Raw genomic sequence first — 16,797 nt, 5'->3', positions numbered from 1 at the left:
TTTAGTCATATTGAAAGCGTATACATGACTGTTATCAATGGATTTATCGTTTTTAGTTATGTTCAATAAAGAATAAATATCCATAAATATTATTTATTTATAGGTTCTTCAGAACATAAAAAAAGGATATCCTGAAGATACCCTTTTCTTGATTATTGTTCTACTGTTTTACGCGGATGATGTAAAAACGATTTCGGACGTTTCCACAAAATCAATCCGATATACCCAATCGCAAGCAATGCGAGGGCGCTGACAATCACAACATAGAGTGTGCCTTCTTCGATTCTCGCAAATATTCCGATATATGCCCAGACGAATACGAGTGGATAGATGAAATCATGATGCCACCACATAAAGAGAAGGGCAAGAATCACACCGACCATCAGCATAAGAGAGGTCCAGGCGAGTTCATCAAGACCTAACAGCGACGTGATCTGTTCCGTCTTCATCACAACGAACGTGTTGACGATGGTCGCGACTGATACCCAGCCGATGTAGATGGAGAACGGGAACCGATCGAGCCAGCTCGTAGACGTCCGAAAAGCGATATAATACAACCAGCACAGCGTAGCCAGGAACAACACCATGATGACAAGTGAGACGACGAACCATTCGTTCGTGAATGCCAATAGCCATAAACCATTCAGCACGCAAGAGACTAAAAATCCGGCTTTCATCCGCTCGGCTTGACGATTCGCCGTCGTCCCTTTCTTCAACTGGAGCACCAGCCAGACAAGTAACGCGACATAGATGACACCCCAAATCGAGAAGGCGTACCCTGCCGGCTTAAAGTAGATATCGATGCGGTCCGAAACCGCCGCGTTGTCGCCGCTCGCGAAATAGTTGATGACGACGGTCGCTAAAAAAGCAACCCAGTTTACAATCGGCCATTTTGATAAGTCCATAAGCACGATCTTCTAAATGAAGATCAAACACCTCCTTTTGTAACATAATATTAAATACCCGCATCCATGTGACTCTACACGTACAAAGGGGCTCGCATATGCGAACCCCTTCTCCATTAAAAGTCGATTTCGTCTGGATCTGGTCCGAGACGTTCTCCTGTCGCCACTTGATCGATCTTCGCCAAATCGTCCGCATCGAGTGAGAAGTCGAAAACATCAAAGTTCTCACGGATTCGATGTGGTGTCACCGATTTCGGTAGCGCGACATGACCGGATTCAAGGTGCCAACGGAGCACAATCTGAGCCGGTGTCTTCCCATGTTTTTCTGCAATTTCAGAAAAAGCAGGGATGTCTAAAAACTTACCTTGCATGAGTGGACTCCACGCCTCGATCTGAATCCCTTCATCTTGGCAGTAATCCAACAAATCAGGTTGCGGGAGTTGTGGATGAAGTTCAACCTGATTGATGAGTGGCGCCATCAGACCGGCTTCTTTCAATGTTTCTAAATGGTGTTCTTTAAAGTTGGATACACCGATTGCTTTGATTTTTCCGGCTTCATATAAATCGATGAGATCTTTCCACGCATCGACGAACCCATCAACCGGCCAATGCAACAGACAAAGGTCCAAATAATCTGTCTGGAGTCGTTTTAACGAGTCTTCGAATGCCTCTTTCGTTTTGCCTTCACGAATGTCATCATTCCAAATCTTCGACGTGATGAACAATTCAGAGCGGTCTACACCTGAGAGATGAATTCCCTTCGCAACGCCCTCTTCATTTTTATAGATTGCAGCCGTATCGATGTGACGATAGCCTGTTTTGATCGCTTCAACGACAGCAGCTGGCGCCTCGGTTTCATTATCGACCTTCCAGACCCCAAAGCCGATCATCGGAATTTCGACCTTATTTCGTAATGTAGCGTAAAGCATCTCATTCATCCCCTTTTCATTCTAACGAGATGATTGTATCATACCCGACAATTTATTTCGGAAAACTAAATCGTCAAATCTTTTCGGGTGAATCGGAAGAACGAGAGTGCTGAAAAGATAGTCAAGAGACCGAGTAACCAGATGAAATGGATGCCCCAATACTCCTCACGCATGATGGCACCTGCGTCAAAGAGAGAGAAGAATGAGAGGTTTGACATCCAATCGAATTGATCGCTCACTCCTTGGATGATATTCATCACGAGAAAGAACGTGAATATCCCGCCCGTCACCATATAGGATTTACTACTATCATCGAATAGACTCGCAATCACATAAGCGGCCACGCCTAGGACGAGCAACATGAGCGCCCCATTCAATTGAAGCATCCACAGAACCGCATAATCGATTTGTAAATCGAACAGAAGGTCCGCTACCATTAAACTCAATCCATTCAGACCGACAAATAGCCCGACTGCCACAATCAACACAACGAAGCTTGACATCACATACGTGACCCGAGAAATCGGTGCTGCCATATACAACATGATTTCTCCAGAATCGACCGGTTTGGCCAAGAGTTTCGAGGCGAAAGTCAATGCGAATAAAACCGCGAGCACGTAGAAAATCAACCCATAATAGTTGCTCGACAATAGATTGAGAACGTTGTCCATCGCCATCGACGCGTTGATTTGGAAGACGTCGAGAAGCTCAGGTGGCAACGATTCTAATTTCGCCTCAATTAAGCCTGTTTCTTGAATAGATGGGAAGATGGCGGCTAAGAAAAAGAGATATACGCTGGTCCCGATTGAATATCCAAGAATCCAACTGCGATTCTGTTTCAACATGGAGCGAATTAACATGTCATGTCGCCTCCCCGTAATACTGCATGAACAAATGTTCGAGCTCGTCTGTACCGCTTGACAATGATTGAATCTGGAAATCCGCCAACGTTCGAATGAGATGGTTCAACTCTGATGGTGTGGAGATGGTGACCTCGACATGCATGCCGTCCCGTTCACCAGAATCGGCCGCGAATCGAACGGCTTCCGCTTCCGTTGAAAATTCGATTCGATACCGTTTCACGCTATGTTGTCGTAATTGTTCCATATCCTCTTCGATGATGATGCGTCCATCTTTAATCAACGCGGCACGGTCGCACGTCCGCTCCATCTCAGGGAAATGATGAGAACTCATGAGAATCGCTTTCCCTAATTGCTTTTCTTCAATTAACCAATCGACTAGACGCTCTTGCATGAGCGGGTCTAATCCGCTCGTCGGTTCATCCAAAATATAGACGGGCACATCTTTCATGAAGCAGGTGATGATAGCAAGCTTTTGCTTCATCCCTTTTGACATCTTCCGTACTTTCGTCGCCTCATCGAATGAAAACCGTTCACGTAATTGCCGTTCACGATCCGGATTCGTTTTGTGCAGATGGCGCGTCAATCGAATGATTTCTTCCCCTGTCATGTTTTGGGGATAATTAATTTCTCCCGGCAAATAGCCGACGCTCTGCTTCACTTGCTCCGTCTCCTGCCAACAATCGAATCCGTTGATAGTCGCCTTGCCTTCACTCGGCTTCAACAGACCCATCAAATGTCGAATCGTTGTGGATTTCCCAGCGCCGTTCGGTCCGATGAATCCGAAGATTGTTCCTGGTGTCACATGAAGGGATACATCAAAAATGCCATGTGTATCATCAAATCGTTTCGTCAATCGCTGAATCCGAATCATCTCGACCCCTCCTTTTTTGTAATATCTTAACAATATTATTACAAAACTAGTATATCACGTTCTTTTTTGAAATGGAAATGGTATATTGATTACAAAACTAGAGAAAGGAGCGCTTCGATCAATGGATGGATTTGCGAAACGCACCGAAGAAAAACAACAAGCGATCTTACGTGCCGCTTATGACTTGATGACAGAGAAGCAATCCCGATTTAAAATCAGTGAACTAGCGAAACGAGCGCATGTATCCCCTGTATCCATCTATAATTACTTCGGTTCAAAAGACCAGGTCATCGTGGAAATCTTAAAGCAAATGACAGAAGAGCAGATGAGTTGGATTGAACAGGCGATTGAGTCGAACGCTCCCTTCGATGCGTTACTCGTCGAGATCCTAAAACGAAAAATCCAGACGGCGGTTCTCTTTGACGAGACCATCACAGCAATTATTCAACAAGACCCGAACTGGGAACAGCTTGCGACTCGAGGATATACTGCTTTCGCCCGGTTGATTGAATACGGGAAGGCCCAAGGGTCAATCGATTCGACGTTATCCACTTCTTCTTATTTACGCTATGTACAATTCATGCAACAGGCTATCCTGTCCGATCCTCAGTTTTCAATCGAGAATATGAAGGAAACGATGGACGTCTACTTTCATTTCTTTTTGAATGGGGTCATGAAACGGTAAAAGGTGACTGTCTCAAGCAAGCAGACAGTCACCTTTTTTATGTGTGATAGATAAAGTCTTCAATTGGATAGAGCGATAGATCCACTTCCGCGTCTCCTGTCAGAACGAGGTCACTCAACACTTTTCCGATGAACGGGCCGACCGTCAAACCGGATGATCCCAGACCGTTCGCGACCAACAGTTTTTCTGCCCCAGGCACCCTTCCGAGTACGGGAATTGAATTCGGTGTAACCGGACGGAAGCCGACTTTCGTCTCAACGAGTTCTGCCTCAGCAAGTCCAGGTGCCGACTCCAAACCTTTCGTCAGTACTTCGTGTACACCGATTGCAGTCGGACGAACGTCGAACGCTTTTCCTTTCTCATGTGTCGAACCGATGACCACTTTCCCGTCGTCAAATCCGAGTAAATAGCGGCGTCGTGGCGGCATGACGACCGGCCAGTCAGATGCATCTGTATCCTTCAACTGGACGTGGACGAGCTGGGCCTTTTCCCCTTCGACTCGTACCGTATATCCAAGAGGCTGTAACAGCTCCGGTAACCAAGCACCCGTCGCAAGGATGATTTCATCCGCTTCATATCTCACTCCGTCACACTCCACACCAATCTCATCTCCGCTCGTCAACCGTGCTGAACCGTTGACAAATGTGACGCCACGCTTGATAGCGACTCTCTCAAGTGCAGCGCGAAAGCGACCGCCGTCGACTCTAGCCCCTCCTGTCACGAAGAGTGCATCGTATTCATCGGATAACGGTGGGAAACGATGTTGTGCCTCTGCTGCAGTCAATCGTTCGAGTTCACCGATTTCTGGCGCTTCTTCTCGACGAAGCAAAGTTCGCTCCATCATCTGGTCAAGCTTTGTTTCTTCATGGAGCGCAAGCGTCCCGACACGTTTGTATCCGGTGTCCGTCTCCCCTTCAGCCTCCAGCTCTTTGACGACCTTAGGATAATAGCTTGCTCCGCCTTTCGCCAGTGCATACCAAGCTTTGTTGCGTCGCTGCGCAATCCACGGACATACGATTCCAGCCGCGGCATCCGTTGCTCTTCCTTCTTCTTTCCGGTCAATGACCGTTACATCCGCTTTACCAGCTAAATGATAGGCAGCCGAAACACCGACGATCCCTGACCCGATAATCACTATTTTCTTCATCATAAATCTGTCTTGCTCAGACAGATGGACACATCCTTTCGTAAAAAAATCATCGACCCAACGGATCGATGATTGATTCTTATTCTCTCATCGCTAGACGATAAAGTAAATCTAACAACTCGATGTAGAGCCACACGAGCGTGACGATTAATCCGAATGCCGCGACCCATTCCAACTGTTTCGGAGCCCGAGCTTCGACTTGACTTGCGATGAAGTCGAAATCTAAGACGAGAGCGAGTGAAGCGACGATGACAATCACGAATTGAACACCGATCGCAAGTGGGCTTGAACCGGTCATGAATGCCAAGCCTGAACCGAACAAACTCATAACGAGTTGCACAAGATATAACAACATGACTGTGAACATGGCTGCCATGACACCGGCTTTAAACTTCTGTGTCACTTTGACAAGCCCTGTCGTATAGACAAACCACATCGCAAAGGCGACGACAAACGTCGTTAATACGGCACGTCCCACAATACCAGGGACCATCGCTTCAAAGAAATACGAAATCGATCCGACGAAGACACCTTCGATCATCCCGTATAGGGGTGCGACGATCGGAGCCGTATTTGGTTTAAACGTGATGAGCAAAGCAAAGATAAAGCCGAGGATGAGTGACCCGATCATGAGCGGGAACAAGAGCCCTTCTCCGATTGTCGGAACGACAAGCCATGTCGTACCGGCTGCCGCTGTCACGAGTAAAAGCAAGGTGAACACTTTAGACCATGTTCCCGCTTTCGTCATCGGTTCGGCACTGTAAGCTGAGGACTGCATTGATTTACGAAGTAATGGATTCGATTTTAAGTTCAACGTTGAATAGCTCCTTTATGGTTCAGTTACTGTTTTGCGAACACGTCGATGAACGCGCGCATATAATCTGGTAAGTCTGGCGGACGACGACTTGAGACGATATGTCCGTCGACGACGACCGGCTCATCATGCCAAATCGCTCCCGCATTTTCCATGTCATCTTTGATTCCAGGCGTGCTCGTCACGTTCACCCCGTCTAGAATGTTCGCAGAAATCAACACCCAACCGGCGTGACAGATTTGACCGATTGGTCGTTTTTGTTCATCCATATAACGGACGAATCCTTTCACCGAATCGAAACGGCGCAATAAGTCAGGAGACCATCCGCCTGGCACGAGGATCGCATCGAACGATGTAATGTCCACATCATCAAACGCCACGTCAGATTTTGCTGGCACACCGTATTTACCGATATATGCGTGATCGGCCTTCTCCCCAGCGAGGATCACGTGCGCTCCCTCTTCACGAAGGCGATGCACCGGGTACCAAAGCTCTAAATCCTCGAAGTCATTACTGACAAGTTGAAGGACTTTCTTCCCTTGTAGTTTCATCAAACCCCTCCTTTTATTCATTCCCCATTATACCCGAAAGCGACAGTCACGAAAACGAAGAATCATGATTGTTTTTCCAGGATATTGATTGTGGATGATTCTTACCACTATATCTTGTGTTTCCTCCCTACAATTGATACCTTTAGTGGTAGAAGAATGAGAAGGAGGCACATCACCTATGAAGCAATATCATGACTTATGTCGACACATCCTCGACCAAGGTGTCGTAAAGGAAGACCGGACCGGGACCGGGACAACGAGTGTATTTGGTTACCAAATGCGTTTCAATCTGCAAGAAGGGTTCCCCCTGATTACGACGAAAAAATTACATATTCGTTCCATCATTCACGAACTATTATGGTTCATCTCAGGAGAGACAAACGTCCGATACCTTCAAGAAAACGGGGTCCGTATTTGGAATGAATGGGCAGACGAGGAAGGTAATCTGGGTCCGGTGTACGGTTCACAGTGGCGTTCATTCCCACGCCCGGACGGCTCGTCCGTCGATCAACTGGCTCAAGTGATTGAACAAATCAAAACGAATCCAGATTCGAGACGGTTGATCGTGTCGGCATGGAACCCAGGACAGCTTGACGAGATGGCCCTCCCGCCATGTCATCTATTGTTCCAATTCTATGTCGCTGACGGGAAGCTCTCGTGCCAGTTATATCAACGAAGCGCCGACACCTTTTTAGGTGTTCCATTCAACATCGCATCGTATGCACTTTTGACGCACATGGTCGCACACGTGACCGGACTCGAAGTCGGCGACTTTGTCCATACCCTTGGTGATGCACACATCTACCACAACCATCTCGAACAAGTGGAACTTCAGTTGTCGCGTGACCCACGTCCGCTACCCCAACTCAACATTGTCCGAGACGTCCCTTCAATCGAATCATTCCGTTTTGAAGACTTCGAAATTCTAGGATATGATCCACATCCACATATTAAAGGAGAAGTGAGCGTATGATTTCACACGTCGTCGCATATGGGCAGAATCGGGAAATCGGGAAAGACAATGATTTATTATGGCGATTGCCAGATGACTTGAAACACTTTAAATCTATCACGTCTGGTGGCACGGTCGTCATGGGAAGAAAGACGTTTGAGTCCATCGGTAAAGCGTTGCCGAACCGACGCAACATCGTCGTCACATCTGATGTTTCCTTTTCAGCCGATCAAGTCGAAGTGTGGCATGATTTAGAACGTCTCGTCGAAATGAGTCAACAGGAGGAATGGTTTGTCATCGGTGGGGCCACGTTATATGAACAGACGATGCCGATGACGAGCCGGATCTATGCAACGGAGGTCGCTGCATCGTTCGAGGCCGATACGTATTACCCCGAACGGATTGGGGAATGGTCAATTACGAGTACAATCGACCACCCGCAAGACGAAACACATGCATATGCCTTTTCATTCAAACAATACGACAAAACAGACATCGCATCATGATGTCTGTTTTTTAGTCTGGCAATTTTTCCAGCCACTGTTCAATTTTTCTCGTGATGACCTCGTCTTGTTCTCCATCCGCATAATCGTCATAGATCGCTCCGAGTTCAGACGCCGTTCGTTTCGATACAGCAAGAATGTGACTATATTTGCCTCGTTGCTCTTTCACAGCAGACAACGTCCCTTTCGCTTCTTGCGCACGCGCATCATCCAAGACGAACATCTCGATATTGTCATTACAAGAATACGCCTCGTAAGGACGGTATACGACTTCATATCGGCGATGCTCTTTGGGGAGTCGATCAGCAAGCGATGTATAGGTATTGGCAGACATCGTCACATAGGCGATTCGCTTCTCCTCACGAACAGCAGAAGTGTATCGGACGACACGATTTCGACCATCTCGTTTCGCCTTATACAGCGCCTCATCTGCGTAGGCACACCACTCTCCAAGTGTATAGCCAGTCTGGCAGACTCGGGTGTATCCAATCGACACCGTCACCTGATGATCGTATGGAAACTCCATCTCTTCGATGCGAGTTCTGACTCGCTCAAGTACCGATTCGACGATTGCACGGTCTGAAACGTTCAAGAGGATCAAAAATTCTTCGCCTCCGTATCGGATGAGCTCATCACTAGAGCGAATGGCATGACGGATTTCTTCAGAAACACGATGAAGCACATCATCCCCATACGAGTGACCGAACGTATCGTTCAATTGTTTAAAGTGATCGATATCGAGCAGTGCAACGGCAAAACTCTCACCAGACCGCTCCAATCTTGAGATGAACCGAGAAAAGGTCGCCTTTAAATACTTACGGTTGAAAGCACCCGTTAATTCATCCACGAGTAACGCTTTTGATACGAGACGGGATTTTTCAATATGTAGCCCGAGACGCACCAATCGTTCCTCCATCGGCACCCACGATTCCCAATAATCGTCGAATCCATATGAATAGGCAGCAAGACGATAGTGTTCATTCGTTCCGATGACAATGAGGGGAACGTAGAGTTTTCTCATTTTGCTAACGAACGATTGGATATCTCGCTCTTTAAATTGTGGCCATAATTCAACGTCCATAATGATGGCTTTTGGCACATCCTCATAATCGTATTCCACGGCTTCTTCAAGGGTCTGCAAAAATACCGGACGTGCCCCGAGCTTTTCAACGCGCGACTTGTAACGGCTAAATGTGGAAAAGCTTGCGGATAAGATAAGGACGAGATCTTCGTCCTCTTGTTCAATCCCCAAGACGGTATGGATATAACGTTTCACAGGAGAGATCAAGGTCAAAGCTTCCGCTTGTGTAAGGACGCTTGGCAACTCCTTCGCGTCAGACTCGACACGACTAAAGATTTCTAACAAATGCATCAACCGTCGTTGCCGAACTTCCTTCTTCATCCAATCGAGTAGAAACTCGATATCGCTTTTTGGAATTTGTCTCGACTCCGATATCTTTTTCAAAATCATATGTATACGCTCAGTGAGTTGACCTTGCTCCATTCCCGTCCCCCCTATGTTCGTACTCCCCGAATTCTCTTATGTTTCGATTATGCGACTTCTCAGGATAAAATACAACTATTTCCTTATTTATTTTCTGTTGTTTTACATATAACTAGGACCTACGCCCTAAAAAAGACATACTAAAAGCGGTCTTGCGACCGCTTTGTGTTATTTTTTCACTTTTAAGTTTGGTGACGTCATTTCCTCCGGACGAATCCATTGATCAAATTGCTCTTCCGTTAATAAACCAGTTTCTAAGGCTGCTTCTTTCAAAGAAGTACCGTTTTTATGTGCCAATTTCGCAATTTTTGCCGCATTTTCGTAGCCAATATGCGGGTTAAGTGCTGTAACGAGCATGAGTGACTGTTCCACATTACGTGAGATCACTTCATGATTTGGTTCGATTCCGACAGCGCAATGATCATTGAACGAATGTAAGCTGTCCGTCAATAGACGACAAGTCTGTAGGAAATTATACATGATGACTGGTTTGAAGACGTTCAATTCAAAGTTCCCTTGACTCGCCCCGAAACCGATTGTCGCATCATTTCCGAGTACTTGTGCGGCAACCATTGTGAGCGCCTCACTTTGAGTCGGGTTAACTTTCGCCGGCATGATTGAACTTCCTGGTTCGTTCTCCGGAATGGTGATTTCTCCGATTCCTGCACGTGGTCCAGAAGCCAACCATCGCACATCGTTCGCAATCTTCATCGCGTCCATCGCTAAGGCTTTTAATGCACCATGCGTGAAGACGAGTTGATCGTGACTTGTAAGGGCGTGGAACTTGTTGACGGCTGTTACAAACGGTTTGCCCGTCTCATCTGAGATTTTTTTCGCTACAACTTCACCGAACTCAGGGTGTGCGTTGATCCCTGTTCCGACAGCCGTTCCTCCAAGTGCAAGCTCCGTAAGTGGTTCAATCGTGCGCTCGATCATCTGTTTTGACAATTCAAGCATCCGGACCCACCCACTAATTTCTTGACCGAGTGTGACCGGCGTCGCGTCTTGAAGGTGCGTCCGACCAATTTTGACGATATCCTTAAACGCCTCCGCTTTTTGTGAAAGGGTTTGATAAAGCGAGTCGATTGCTGGAAGGACATCATCTTGTACGGAAAGGATGGCGGCGATGTGCATCGCGGTCGGATACGTATCATTCGAGCTTTGCGATTTGTTGACATCATCATTCGGATGAATCGTGATAGATGCTCCACGAGCCTGTAACTTTTCGTTCGCAAGATACGCAATGACCTCGTTGACGTTCATGTTTGACTGCGTGCCCGATCCTGTCTGCCAGACGACAAGCGGGAATTCCGCGTCATGCTGCCCTGCTAAAATCTCATCTGCCACCTCTGCGATGATCGCTGCTTTCTCTTCCTCGAGTACACCGAGTTCAGCGTTTGCTAAAGCTGCACCTTTTTTCAAAATGGCAAATGCGTATACGATTTCAAGCGGCATCTTCTCCGCACCAATTTTAAAGTTTTCAAGACTACGTTGCGTTTGTGCTCCCCATTTCGCCGTAGCTGGAACTTTAATTTCCCCCATTGTGTCCCGTTCGATCCGATAATCCATGTATAATTCCCCCTCTATAGTTGACTACGCTTTCATTTTAGCGAAAAACCATCTAAAAAGAAATGACTCCGTCAAAAAAGGACTCCGTCAAAAAAGCGACCAGAAATGATCTCGGTCGCTTAATTCATTCCATTCAATGCGTCGCGTGCAATCACGTCCGCTCGATTATCCGCTCGTGGGACCCATTTTAAGAACACGGTCGGCAATTCATCGTAGGCAATCAGTGCTTTCAGAAACAGAGGCTTCGCCGAAGCATCTTTCATGAAACGTTGCTCTAGTGCGCGAACAATCACTTCGGCGTCGGAATACAGCATGAATGAGGTTTCACCTTTTAATGCATGCGCTTGTTCCAGTGCATAAGCACATGCAGCCAATTCCGCATGAACGCTTGTCAATCCTTGCATGCGACGTTTAAACGTCGATACGGTACCGTCGGAAGACTTGATCCACACACCGATTCCATTATCTCCAGTCGTCTGATTGGTGGCCGCGTCAAAATAGATGTGAACCAAACCGGTACGCCTCCCAATCTGTATTGACAGGAGCATGGATATCAATCTGTGACAGTCGTTTCGACAAGAGCGCGATTTCTTCATGACCGTCTAGTTTTTTTGCATATTTTTGATGGGGCGCTTCGAGTGTTTCATTTTGAACATGCATATAAAGCGTCTCAATCGTATCGTAATGCTGAATTAAAATCGTCGCCGTCTTCGGACCGATGCCACGTACACCTGGGATGTTATCCGAAGAGTCTCCCTGCAATGCCTTCACGTCGACAAACTGATATGGTTTCACGCCATACATCAATTCAAAAGAAGCTTCATTGACGAGCTGCTCCTCACCTTTTTTCGGCATGATTTGAAACACGTTCGGAGACAACAACTGAAGTAAATCGCGGTCCGAGGAATAGAGATATGATTCACCCGGGAACGCTGTCGCGACGGCGCCCATCAAATCATCCGCTTCATATCCAGTCAACTCGGATTGTAAGATGCCTCGTTCATCCAAAGCGGCTCTCAATTTCAAATAGTCTTCGAAAAGTGGTTCCGGGAGTCCATTACGCGTTGCTTTATATTCAGGATACATCGCATAGCGGTGGGTAGACTCTCGTGTCCCGTCCCAAAAGAAAGCGATATGGGAAAAGTCTGTCGTCCAGGAATCCACCTTTCGAAGTAATCCTTTCACAGTCACTTCCGGATCTTGTGCTCGTCTTCGCTCCGTCGCAAAATAATAACGGGACAACAAATTAAAGCCGTCAACTAGAATAAGCTTCATCTTGCTCCACCTCACATGCTTTTAATCCCCGTGCTAGTGCATCTTGGTCTAGTTCCTTCCCAATCCAAACAAATACGGAACGGTCCCCTTCATGCATCTCATTTGCAAATGTCGCGCCCATCAACTGATTCGTCGCTTGAATGACAAACTTGCACTCCTCATCCTGTAAGCGGACAATCGCCTTCATCCGATACATCGCATCTTCGTAGTGCATCAAGACTTCACGAACGTAACGGGTCACGCGCTCCCGAGACAACGGACGCTCGGCACTCAACGTGATCGCACGAAGGGAGGAGACCGATTCACTCGTCTCTGTCAGTTGACTCAACTTCTGTTCATCGACACGTGACAGTTGGAACGTATTCTCAAGTAATTCGTAATCGCCTTCTGTTTGAATCGTCTCTACAATCCTAACCGTCGGATTGAGTTGTTCGATTCGGCGGCGTGCTTGATCGAGTTCATCCGACGACACTAAATCGGTTTTATTTAACAAAATGAGATCGGCATAAGCGATTTGATGAATCCCTTCTTTGAACAGTTCACGGTCCATTTGACTGGCATCCACAACCGTCAAGATGGCGTTCATTTTAAAGTGTTGACGTAAGTACTCGTCATAATAAATCGTCTGAATGATTGGTGCGGGGTCGGCGACACCGGTCGTCTCGATGATGACTCGGTTGAATGTTTCTTGCTTTGCCGCGAGTTGATAGAACGTCTTACTCAAATCATTTTGGATGGAACAGCAAATACATCCGTTTGAGAGTTCGATTTGCTCTTGGTCCATCTTGACGATCAATTGTTCATCGATATTTATCGCGCCGAGCTCGTTGACGATCAGACAAATCTTTTCATCCGTCGCCGCGAGTAAGCGGTTCATATACGTTGTCTTGCCTGCTCCTAAAAACCCGGTCACTAATTGTACGGGAATCATGATACCACCCTTTTCTTACAAATCTTCGTGCGCGCGAGCCCATTTCTCATAACGCGCATCCAATAAATCAATCAAGTGAAGCATCCAAGCCTCCGTCGTCATCGGGAGGACACTCGATCCCCACTCACGTTTCCCATGATGTGATAAAATCATGTGCCAGATTCGATGGTGGACATCCAATGGCAGTCGCGTCGACGTCTGGCGTAACGTTTCTTCAAACAATAGCCCACCGTATGGCATATGCCCGATTAGTGTGCCCATCGGGTTGATGGAGATGCCGGTCGTTTCACTTGTGCCCTCAACAGAAGATAACTTCTCAAAACGATTCGGACTAGATAACAGATGACTGTATTCATATATTTTTCCGATGTCGTGGAAGAGGATTCCAAGTGCGAGTTCATCCCAATTCAACGGTTCTTTCCGCTCGGCCATCGCTTCACAGGCGGCATACAGCGATTCAAACGTTCCTTTATATGCCTGTTCGATTTTAACACCGTTCATCGTATTCCAAAGGTCGACTTTGTGCAACTGCTCCGCTTCTTTGATAACACGAAACACCATCGCCAAATAGTCATCTTGCTCTTGAATCCGATAGCCGAGACGAAGCATACACACGGTATGCTTCAATAGACCTCCCGCATAGTTATGATGGTGGTAGAGTGCCGCTGGCGATAGTACGAAATCATCCCAAACGAAATCAAGGAGGCCGCAGGCGATCTGTTGATAGGTCGGTGACAACGTATCAATCAAACTGAACAATTCATCCGCAAACTGCTCCATCGTCTCATCCCCTGGCAAGCCTGGTAATAACGAGATTGCCTCATCTTTTGAGATAGGATGGACGCGGTCAATCGTAATCGATTTGGCGCCATCCGGTTTTGGATAGACATCGATTTTCCCGGACAATTCGATGACACCCGATTCATAGATTGGAAGTAGTTCACTCTCATTTCCACGTAGCCAATGTTTGGCACGCATCATCCCGTTCGCCGTCGTGATACTTAGTTGAAGCCATTTCGCACCATTCTTTCCTTCTCTAACCTCGACTGTACTGACGAGCGCTTTTGTTTGGACAGGGGTCCCATCGGCTAACTGGTCTAAACGGTCCTTTGATTTTTCTATTTGCGGTATTTGAAATCGATCACGGTTCATTGATGAACCGATGACTGGATCAATTTGTTGATAATAGTTCATAATCATTCCCTCCTCGCATCTTCTGACATTGTATCGTGTTTCCGCTCATTAGGCGAACATACTTTCTAGTAGGGTCTCGATTTTGCCATCATTATATTGAAAGCGCTTACGATTATTGATACGATAAAAGTAGTTCGATAAAGGGGGAAACGAGAATGATTTCATTAATCGATACGTATGAGCGTTTCATCGCCTCGGGGGAAGCGACACGTTATGCACAAGAACAACAATCCATTGAACATATTCTACAAGCGTCAACTTGTCCGGTGGGCATGCAGGACTTAGAACAGTCACTCACGCATCTGTCCGGTAATCCTTATGCTAAAGATGCATCACTCGACAAAATTGTCGAACATGAGATGAAAGGGGCCATGGCGGCGCTTGAGCTTTCTGGTTACCCACTTCAGACACCGCTAGCGAAAGCAGTCATCTTGTCTGCGTTCGCTCGAACGAACCGACTCAATATTGATAAGCTAAAAGAACTGAGCCACGCCGATCTTCTCGTCCGAATTCAATCGGCAGAGCGCGCTTGGAAGCGGACATACACATTGTTACACCGTTCGACGCCGACTCAGATTTGTGGTCAAATGGATTCACTCCTCGGTGGATGCGCCATCCAACGCGTTCTTGAGGCAATTAAACAACCGGGAACGACAAAAACAGCATAAGAAAAGGAGCGGTCCCCGGGCCGCTCCTTTTCTTATGCTCATCCTTCTGTTACTTCAACTGCATCCGGCTCATATAACGTCACGTTACGTGCCGGAGAGAATGTCGAAATCGCATGTTTATAGATCAATTGTTGACGACCTTCTGACTCGACGATGACGGTAAAGTTATCAAATGACTTGATGACACCTCGAATTTGAAACCCGCTCACTAAAAATACGGTCGTTGGTACCATTTCTTTTCGAAGTTGATTCAAAAAATGGTCTTGGATGTTGTAGCTCGCTTTCATGCTGGATTCCCCCTAGTCTTTATCTCTTTAAAATAATCGGAATTTTCGAAAAAACCCCTCTACATCATCATAAATATTTTTATATGATAGTTCAAATGATTTTCGACCCATATCCACCCAAATTCCATCAAATTGATGACGGAACCAAGTTAATTGCCGTTTTGCGAACTGTCTTGTGTGCTGCTTAAGCAAATCTGTCGCTTTCTCTTTCGAGATGTTTCCATCGATGAATGGAATCACTTCTTTATACCCGATGGCTCGCATCGCCTGCGTCTCACGATATCCTTGTGCCAAAAGTCGTTCGACTTCCTCGACCAGTCCTGCTTCCATCATCGCATCGACGCGTTGATTGATTCGGTCGTATAATATCTCACGATCTGCGTGGAGGACGAACAATCGATAATCATAATGTTCGGATGGCGCACTGTCCGTCGTCTGTGTATCCCCTTGCATCGCTACCTCGAGCGCCCGCACGACGCGACGGACATTATTCGGGTGAATCGTAGCCGCACGCTCTGGGTCAAGTTGAACTAATCTTTGATGTAACGCCTCACGTCCTTCGACTTCTGCCAACCGTTCGAGATCAGCCCGCAACGCCTCATCCACAGGTCGCTCCACGAATTCATAGTCATATAAAATCGAGCGAATGTATAATCCTGTTCCTCCGACAATAATCGGTAATTTGCCACGGGCATAAATATCATCGATGGCGGCACGAGCCAACTGTTGAAAAGCTGCGACACTCATGGCATCATCCGGGTCACAAATATCGATCAAATGATGCGGGATCCCTTCGGCCTCTTCTTTCGTCACTTTTGCTGAACCGATGTCCATGCCCCGGTATACTTGAACCGAGTCACCCGAGACGATCTCGCCGTCGAACGCTTTTGCGAGTTCGATGCCCGTCTTCGTTTTGCCAACAGCGGTCGGACCGACGATGACGACGACAGGTGTTTTTTTCATACTTCTCACTCCTCAATTAAAAACCCGTCTCCTCGCGAGACGGGCCATCAAATTCTTCTTTTTATTCTATCATCAAATACGACGGCAAACAGCATCCAACCACATAAAAGTAATCCGAGTAATAACACGAGACCATCACTCATCTGCTTTCGCCTCCTTTAGCTTCCTCATTCCCACTTTTCACAT

19 protein-coding genes are annotated in these 16,797 nt (G+C 46.8%); 4 read left to right on the top strand and 15 right to left on the bottom strand.

What is annotated here, in order from left to right; all coding sequences use genetic code 11:
* Positions 1-152: 152 nt before the first annotated feature.
* From KNO73_RS03530 to KNO73_RS03515, 4 genes are all read right to left on the bottom strand, one after another.
* Complete coding sequence (locus KNO73_RS03530) at positions 153-905, bottom strand: tryptophan-rich sensory protein (RefSeq protein WP_078146831.1); 753 nt, start codon at positions 903-905, stop codon at positions 153-155.
* Between the two features lie 116 nt (positions 906-1,021).
* Positions 1,022-1,834 (bottom strand): aldo/keto reductase, encoded by an 813-nt coding sequence (locus KNO73_RS03525; RefSeq protein WP_078146830.1) that lies wholly within the window; start codon positions 1,832-1,834, stop codon positions 1,022-1,024.
* A 65-nt stretch (positions 1,835-1,899) separates the two neighbouring features.
* The gene (locus tag KNO73_RS03520) at positions 1,900-2,694 is read right to left on the bottom strand and encodes an ABC transporter permease subunit (protein ID WP_078146829.1); all 795 of its coding nucleotides are present in this window, start codon (positions 2,692-2,694) and stop codon (positions 1,900-1,902) included.
* A gap of 1 nt (position 2,695) precedes the next feature.
* Positions 2,696-3,568 (bottom strand): ABC transporter ATP-binding protein, encoded by an 873-nt coding sequence (locus tag KNO73_RS03515; RefSeq protein WP_214684377.1) that lies wholly within the window; start codon positions 3,566-3,568, stop codon positions 2,696-2,698.
* An 85-nt stretch (positions 3,569-3,653) separates the two neighbouring features.
* Between KNO73_RS03515 and KNO73_RS03510 the strand changes: the two genes are divergently transcribed.
* Complete coding sequence (locus KNO73_RS03510) at positions 3,654-4,253, top strand: TetR/AcrR family transcriptional regulator (protein WP_251024835.1); 600 nt, start codon at positions 3,654-3,656, stop codon at positions 4,251-4,253.
* A 37-nt stretch (positions 4,254-4,290) separates the two neighbouring features.
* On the opposite strand, the gene KNO73_RS03505 is transcribed toward KNO73_RS03510, so the two are convergent.
* From KNO73_RS03505 to KNO73_RS03495, 3 genes are all read right to left on the bottom strand, one after another.
* The gene (locus KNO73_RS03505; protein WP_078147925.1) at positions 4,291-5,400 is read right to left on the bottom strand and encodes an NAD(P)/FAD-dependent oxidoreductase; all 1,110 of its coding nucleotides are present in this window, start codon (positions 5,398-5,400) and stop codon (positions 4,291-4,293) included.
* Positions 5,401-5,479: 79 nt separating this feature from the next.
* Entirely contained in the window at positions 5,480-6,214 is a 735-nt protein-coding gene (locus KNO73_RS03500; protein WP_078146826.1) for a Bax inhibitor-1/YccA family protein, read from the bottom strand.
* 26 nt (positions 6,215-6,240) lie between these two features.
* Positions 6,241-6,765 carry a type 1 glutamine amidotransferase domain-containing protein gene (locus KNO73_RS03495; RefSeq protein ID WP_074037100.1) on the bottom strand — a complete coding sequence of 175 codons (525 nt, stop codon included), beginning with the start codon at positions 6,763-6,765 and terminating at the stop codon, positions 6,241-6,243.
* A gap of 178 nt (positions 6,766-6,943) precedes the next feature.
* On the opposite strand from KNO73_RS03495, the gene KNO73_RS03490 reads away from it, so the two are divergent.
* Together KNO73_RS03490 and KNO73_RS03485 are read left to right on the top strand one after the other, a co-directional pair.
* A complete protein-coding gene (locus KNO73_RS03490) occupies positions 6,944-7,738 on the top strand; it encodes a thymidylate synthase (RefSeq protein ID WP_215112042.1) in 795 nt (264 codons plus the stop codon).
* A complete protein-coding gene (locus tag KNO73_RS03485; RefSeq protein WP_078146824.1) occupies positions 7,735-8,223 on the top strand; it encodes a dihydrofolate reductase in 489 nt (162 codons plus the stop codon). Before KNO73_RS03490 ends, KNO73_RS03485 begins: the two co-directional genes overlap by 4 nt.
* Positions 8,224-8,233: 10 nt before the next feature.
* On the opposite strand, the gene KNO73_RS03480 is transcribed toward KNO73_RS03485, so the two are convergent.
* From KNO73_RS03480 to KNO73_RS03455, 6 genes are all read right to left on the bottom strand, one after another.
* The gene (locus tag KNO73_RS03480) at positions 8,234-9,724 is read right to left on the bottom strand and encodes a GGDEF domain-containing protein (RefSeq protein WP_078146823.1); all 1,491 of its coding nucleotides are present in this window, start codon (positions 9,722-9,724) and stop codon (positions 8,234-8,236) included.
* A 168-nt stretch (positions 9,725-9,892) separates the two neighbouring features.
* Positions 9,893-11,293: a class II fumarate hydratase gene (gene fumC / locus KNO73_RS03475; RefSeq protein ID WP_215112041.1), complete on the bottom strand. Its 1,401-nt coding sequence runs from the start codon at positions 11,291-11,293 to the stop codon at positions 9,893-9,895.
* Positions 11,294-11,412: 119 nt separating this feature from the next.
* On the bottom strand, positions 11,413-11,805 hold the full coding sequence (locus KNO73_RS03470; RefSeq protein WP_078146821.1) for a reverse transcriptase-like protein: 393 nt from the start codon (positions 11,803-11,805) through the stop codon (positions 11,413-11,415).
* Complete coding sequence (locus KNO73_RS03465; protein WP_078146820.1) at positions 11,786-12,568, bottom strand: 5'-3' exonuclease; 783 nt, start codon at positions 12,566-12,568, stop codon at positions 11,786-11,788. The genes KNO73_RS03470 and KNO73_RS03465 overlap by 20 nt, the downstream gene beginning before the upstream one ends.
* Entirely contained in the window at positions 12,549-13,499 is a 951-nt protein-coding gene (locus KNO73_RS03460; protein ID WP_214684384.1) for a CobW family GTP-binding protein, read from the bottom strand. The genes KNO73_RS03465 and KNO73_RS03460 overlap by 20 nt, the downstream gene beginning before the upstream one ends.
* A 15-nt stretch (positions 13,500-13,514) precedes the next feature.
* Positions 13,515-14,693: an HD domain-containing protein gene (locus KNO73_RS03455; RefSeq protein ID WP_215112040.1), complete on the bottom strand. Its 1,179-nt coding sequence runs from the start codon at positions 14,691-14,693 to the stop codon at positions 13,515-13,517.
* A 155-nt stretch (positions 14,694-14,848) separates the two neighbouring features.
* Here KNO73_RS03455 and KNO73_RS03450 point away from each other — a divergent pair, with 155 nt between their 5' ends.
* On the top strand, positions 14,849-15,361 hold the full coding sequence (locus tag KNO73_RS03450) for a hypothetical protein (RefSeq protein ID WP_012726186.1): 513 nt from the start codon (positions 14,849-14,851) through the stop codon (positions 15,359-15,361).
* 38 nt (positions 15,362-15,399) lie between these two features.
* Here the strand turns inward: KNO73_RS03450 and hfq are convergent, their stop codons facing one another.
* Both hfq and miaA read right to left on the bottom strand, forming a co-directional pair.
* Positions 15,400-15,648: an RNA chaperone Hfq gene (hfq, locus tag KNO73_RS03445; RefSeq protein ID WP_012726185.1), complete on the bottom strand. Its 249-nt coding sequence runs from the start codon at positions 15,646-15,648 to the stop codon at positions 15,400-15,402.
* Positions 15,649-15,675: 27 nt separating this feature from the next.
* Entirely contained in the window at positions 15,676-16,611 is a 936-nt protein-coding gene (miaA, locus tag KNO73_RS03440; RefSeq protein WP_078146817.1) for a tRNA (adenosine(37)-N6)-dimethylallyltransferase MiaA, read from the bottom strand.
* Positions 16,612-16,797: the final 186 nt, after the last annotated feature.

Source organism: Exiguobacterium sp. s83, from assembly GCF_018617095.1.
Taxonomy (GTDB): domain Bacteria; phylum Bacillota; class Bacilli; order Exiguobacteriales; family Exiguobacteriaceae; genus Exiguobacterium; species Exiguobacterium profundum.
Note: the sequence above shows the minus strand (reverse complement) of the source record. Positions and strands in the feature narration are given on the sequence as shown.

Coding starts and splice junctions, on each gene's coding strand:
- KNO73_RS03450 (WP_012726186.1), top strand. CDS start 14,849: ATGATTTCATTAATCGATACGTATGAGCGTTTCATCGCCTCGGGGGAA.
- KNO73_RS03495 (WP_074037100.1), bottom strand. CDS start 6,765: ATGAAACTACAAGGGAAGAAAGTCCTTCAACTTGTCAGTAATGACTTC.
- hfq (WP_012726185.1), bottom strand. CDS start 15,648: ATGAAAGCGAGCTACAACATCCAAGACCATTTTTTGAATCAACTTCGA.
- KNO73_RS03505 (WP_078147925.1), bottom strand. CDS start 5,400: ATGAAGAAAATAGTGATTATCGGGTCAGGGATCGTCGGTGTTTCGGCT.
- KNO73_RS03465 (WP_078146820.1), bottom strand. CDS start 12,568: ATGAAGCTTATTCTAGTTGACGGCTTTAATTTGTTGTCCCGTTATTAT.
- fumC (WP_215112041.1), bottom strand. CDS start 11,293: ATGGATTATCGGATCGAACGGGACACAATGGGGGAAATTAAAGTTCCA.
- KNO73_RS03455 (WP_215112040.1), bottom strand. CDS start 14,693: ATGAACTATTATCAACAAATTGATCCAGTCATCGGTTCATCAATGAAC.
- KNO73_RS03490 (WP_215112042.1), top strand. CDS start 6,944: ATGAAGCAATATCATGACTTATGTCGACACATCCTCGACCAAGGTGTC.
- KNO73_RS03520 (WP_078146829.1), bottom strand. CDS start 2,694: ATGTTAATTCGCTCCATGTTGAAACAGAATCGCAGTTGGATTCTTGGA.
- KNO73_RS03530 (WP_078146831.1), bottom strand. CDS start 905: ATGGACTTATCAAAATGGCCGATTGTAAACTGGGTTGCTTTTTTAGCG.
- KNO73_RS03525 (WP_078146830.1), bottom strand. CDS start 1,834: ATGCTTTACGCTACATTACGAAATAAGGTCGAAATTCCGATGATCGGC.
- KNO73_RS03485 (WP_078146824.1), top strand. CDS start 7,735: ATGATTTCACACGTCGTCGCATATGGGCAGAATCGGGAAATCGGGAAA.
- KNO73_RS03515 (WP_214684377.1), bottom strand. CDS start 3,568: ATGATTCGGATTCAGCGATTGACGAAACGATTTGATGATACACATGGC.
- KNO73_RS03460 (WP_214684384.1), bottom strand. CDS start 13,499: ATGATTCCCGTACAATTAGTGACCGGGTTTTTAGGAGCAGGCAAGACA.
- KNO73_RS03480 (WP_078146823.1), bottom strand. CDS start 9,724: ATGGAGCAAGGTCAACTCACTGAGCGTATACATATGATTTTGAAAAAG.
- miaA (WP_078146817.1), bottom strand. CDS start 16,611: ATGAAAAAAACACCTGTCGTCGTCATCGTCGGTCCGACCGCTGTTGGC.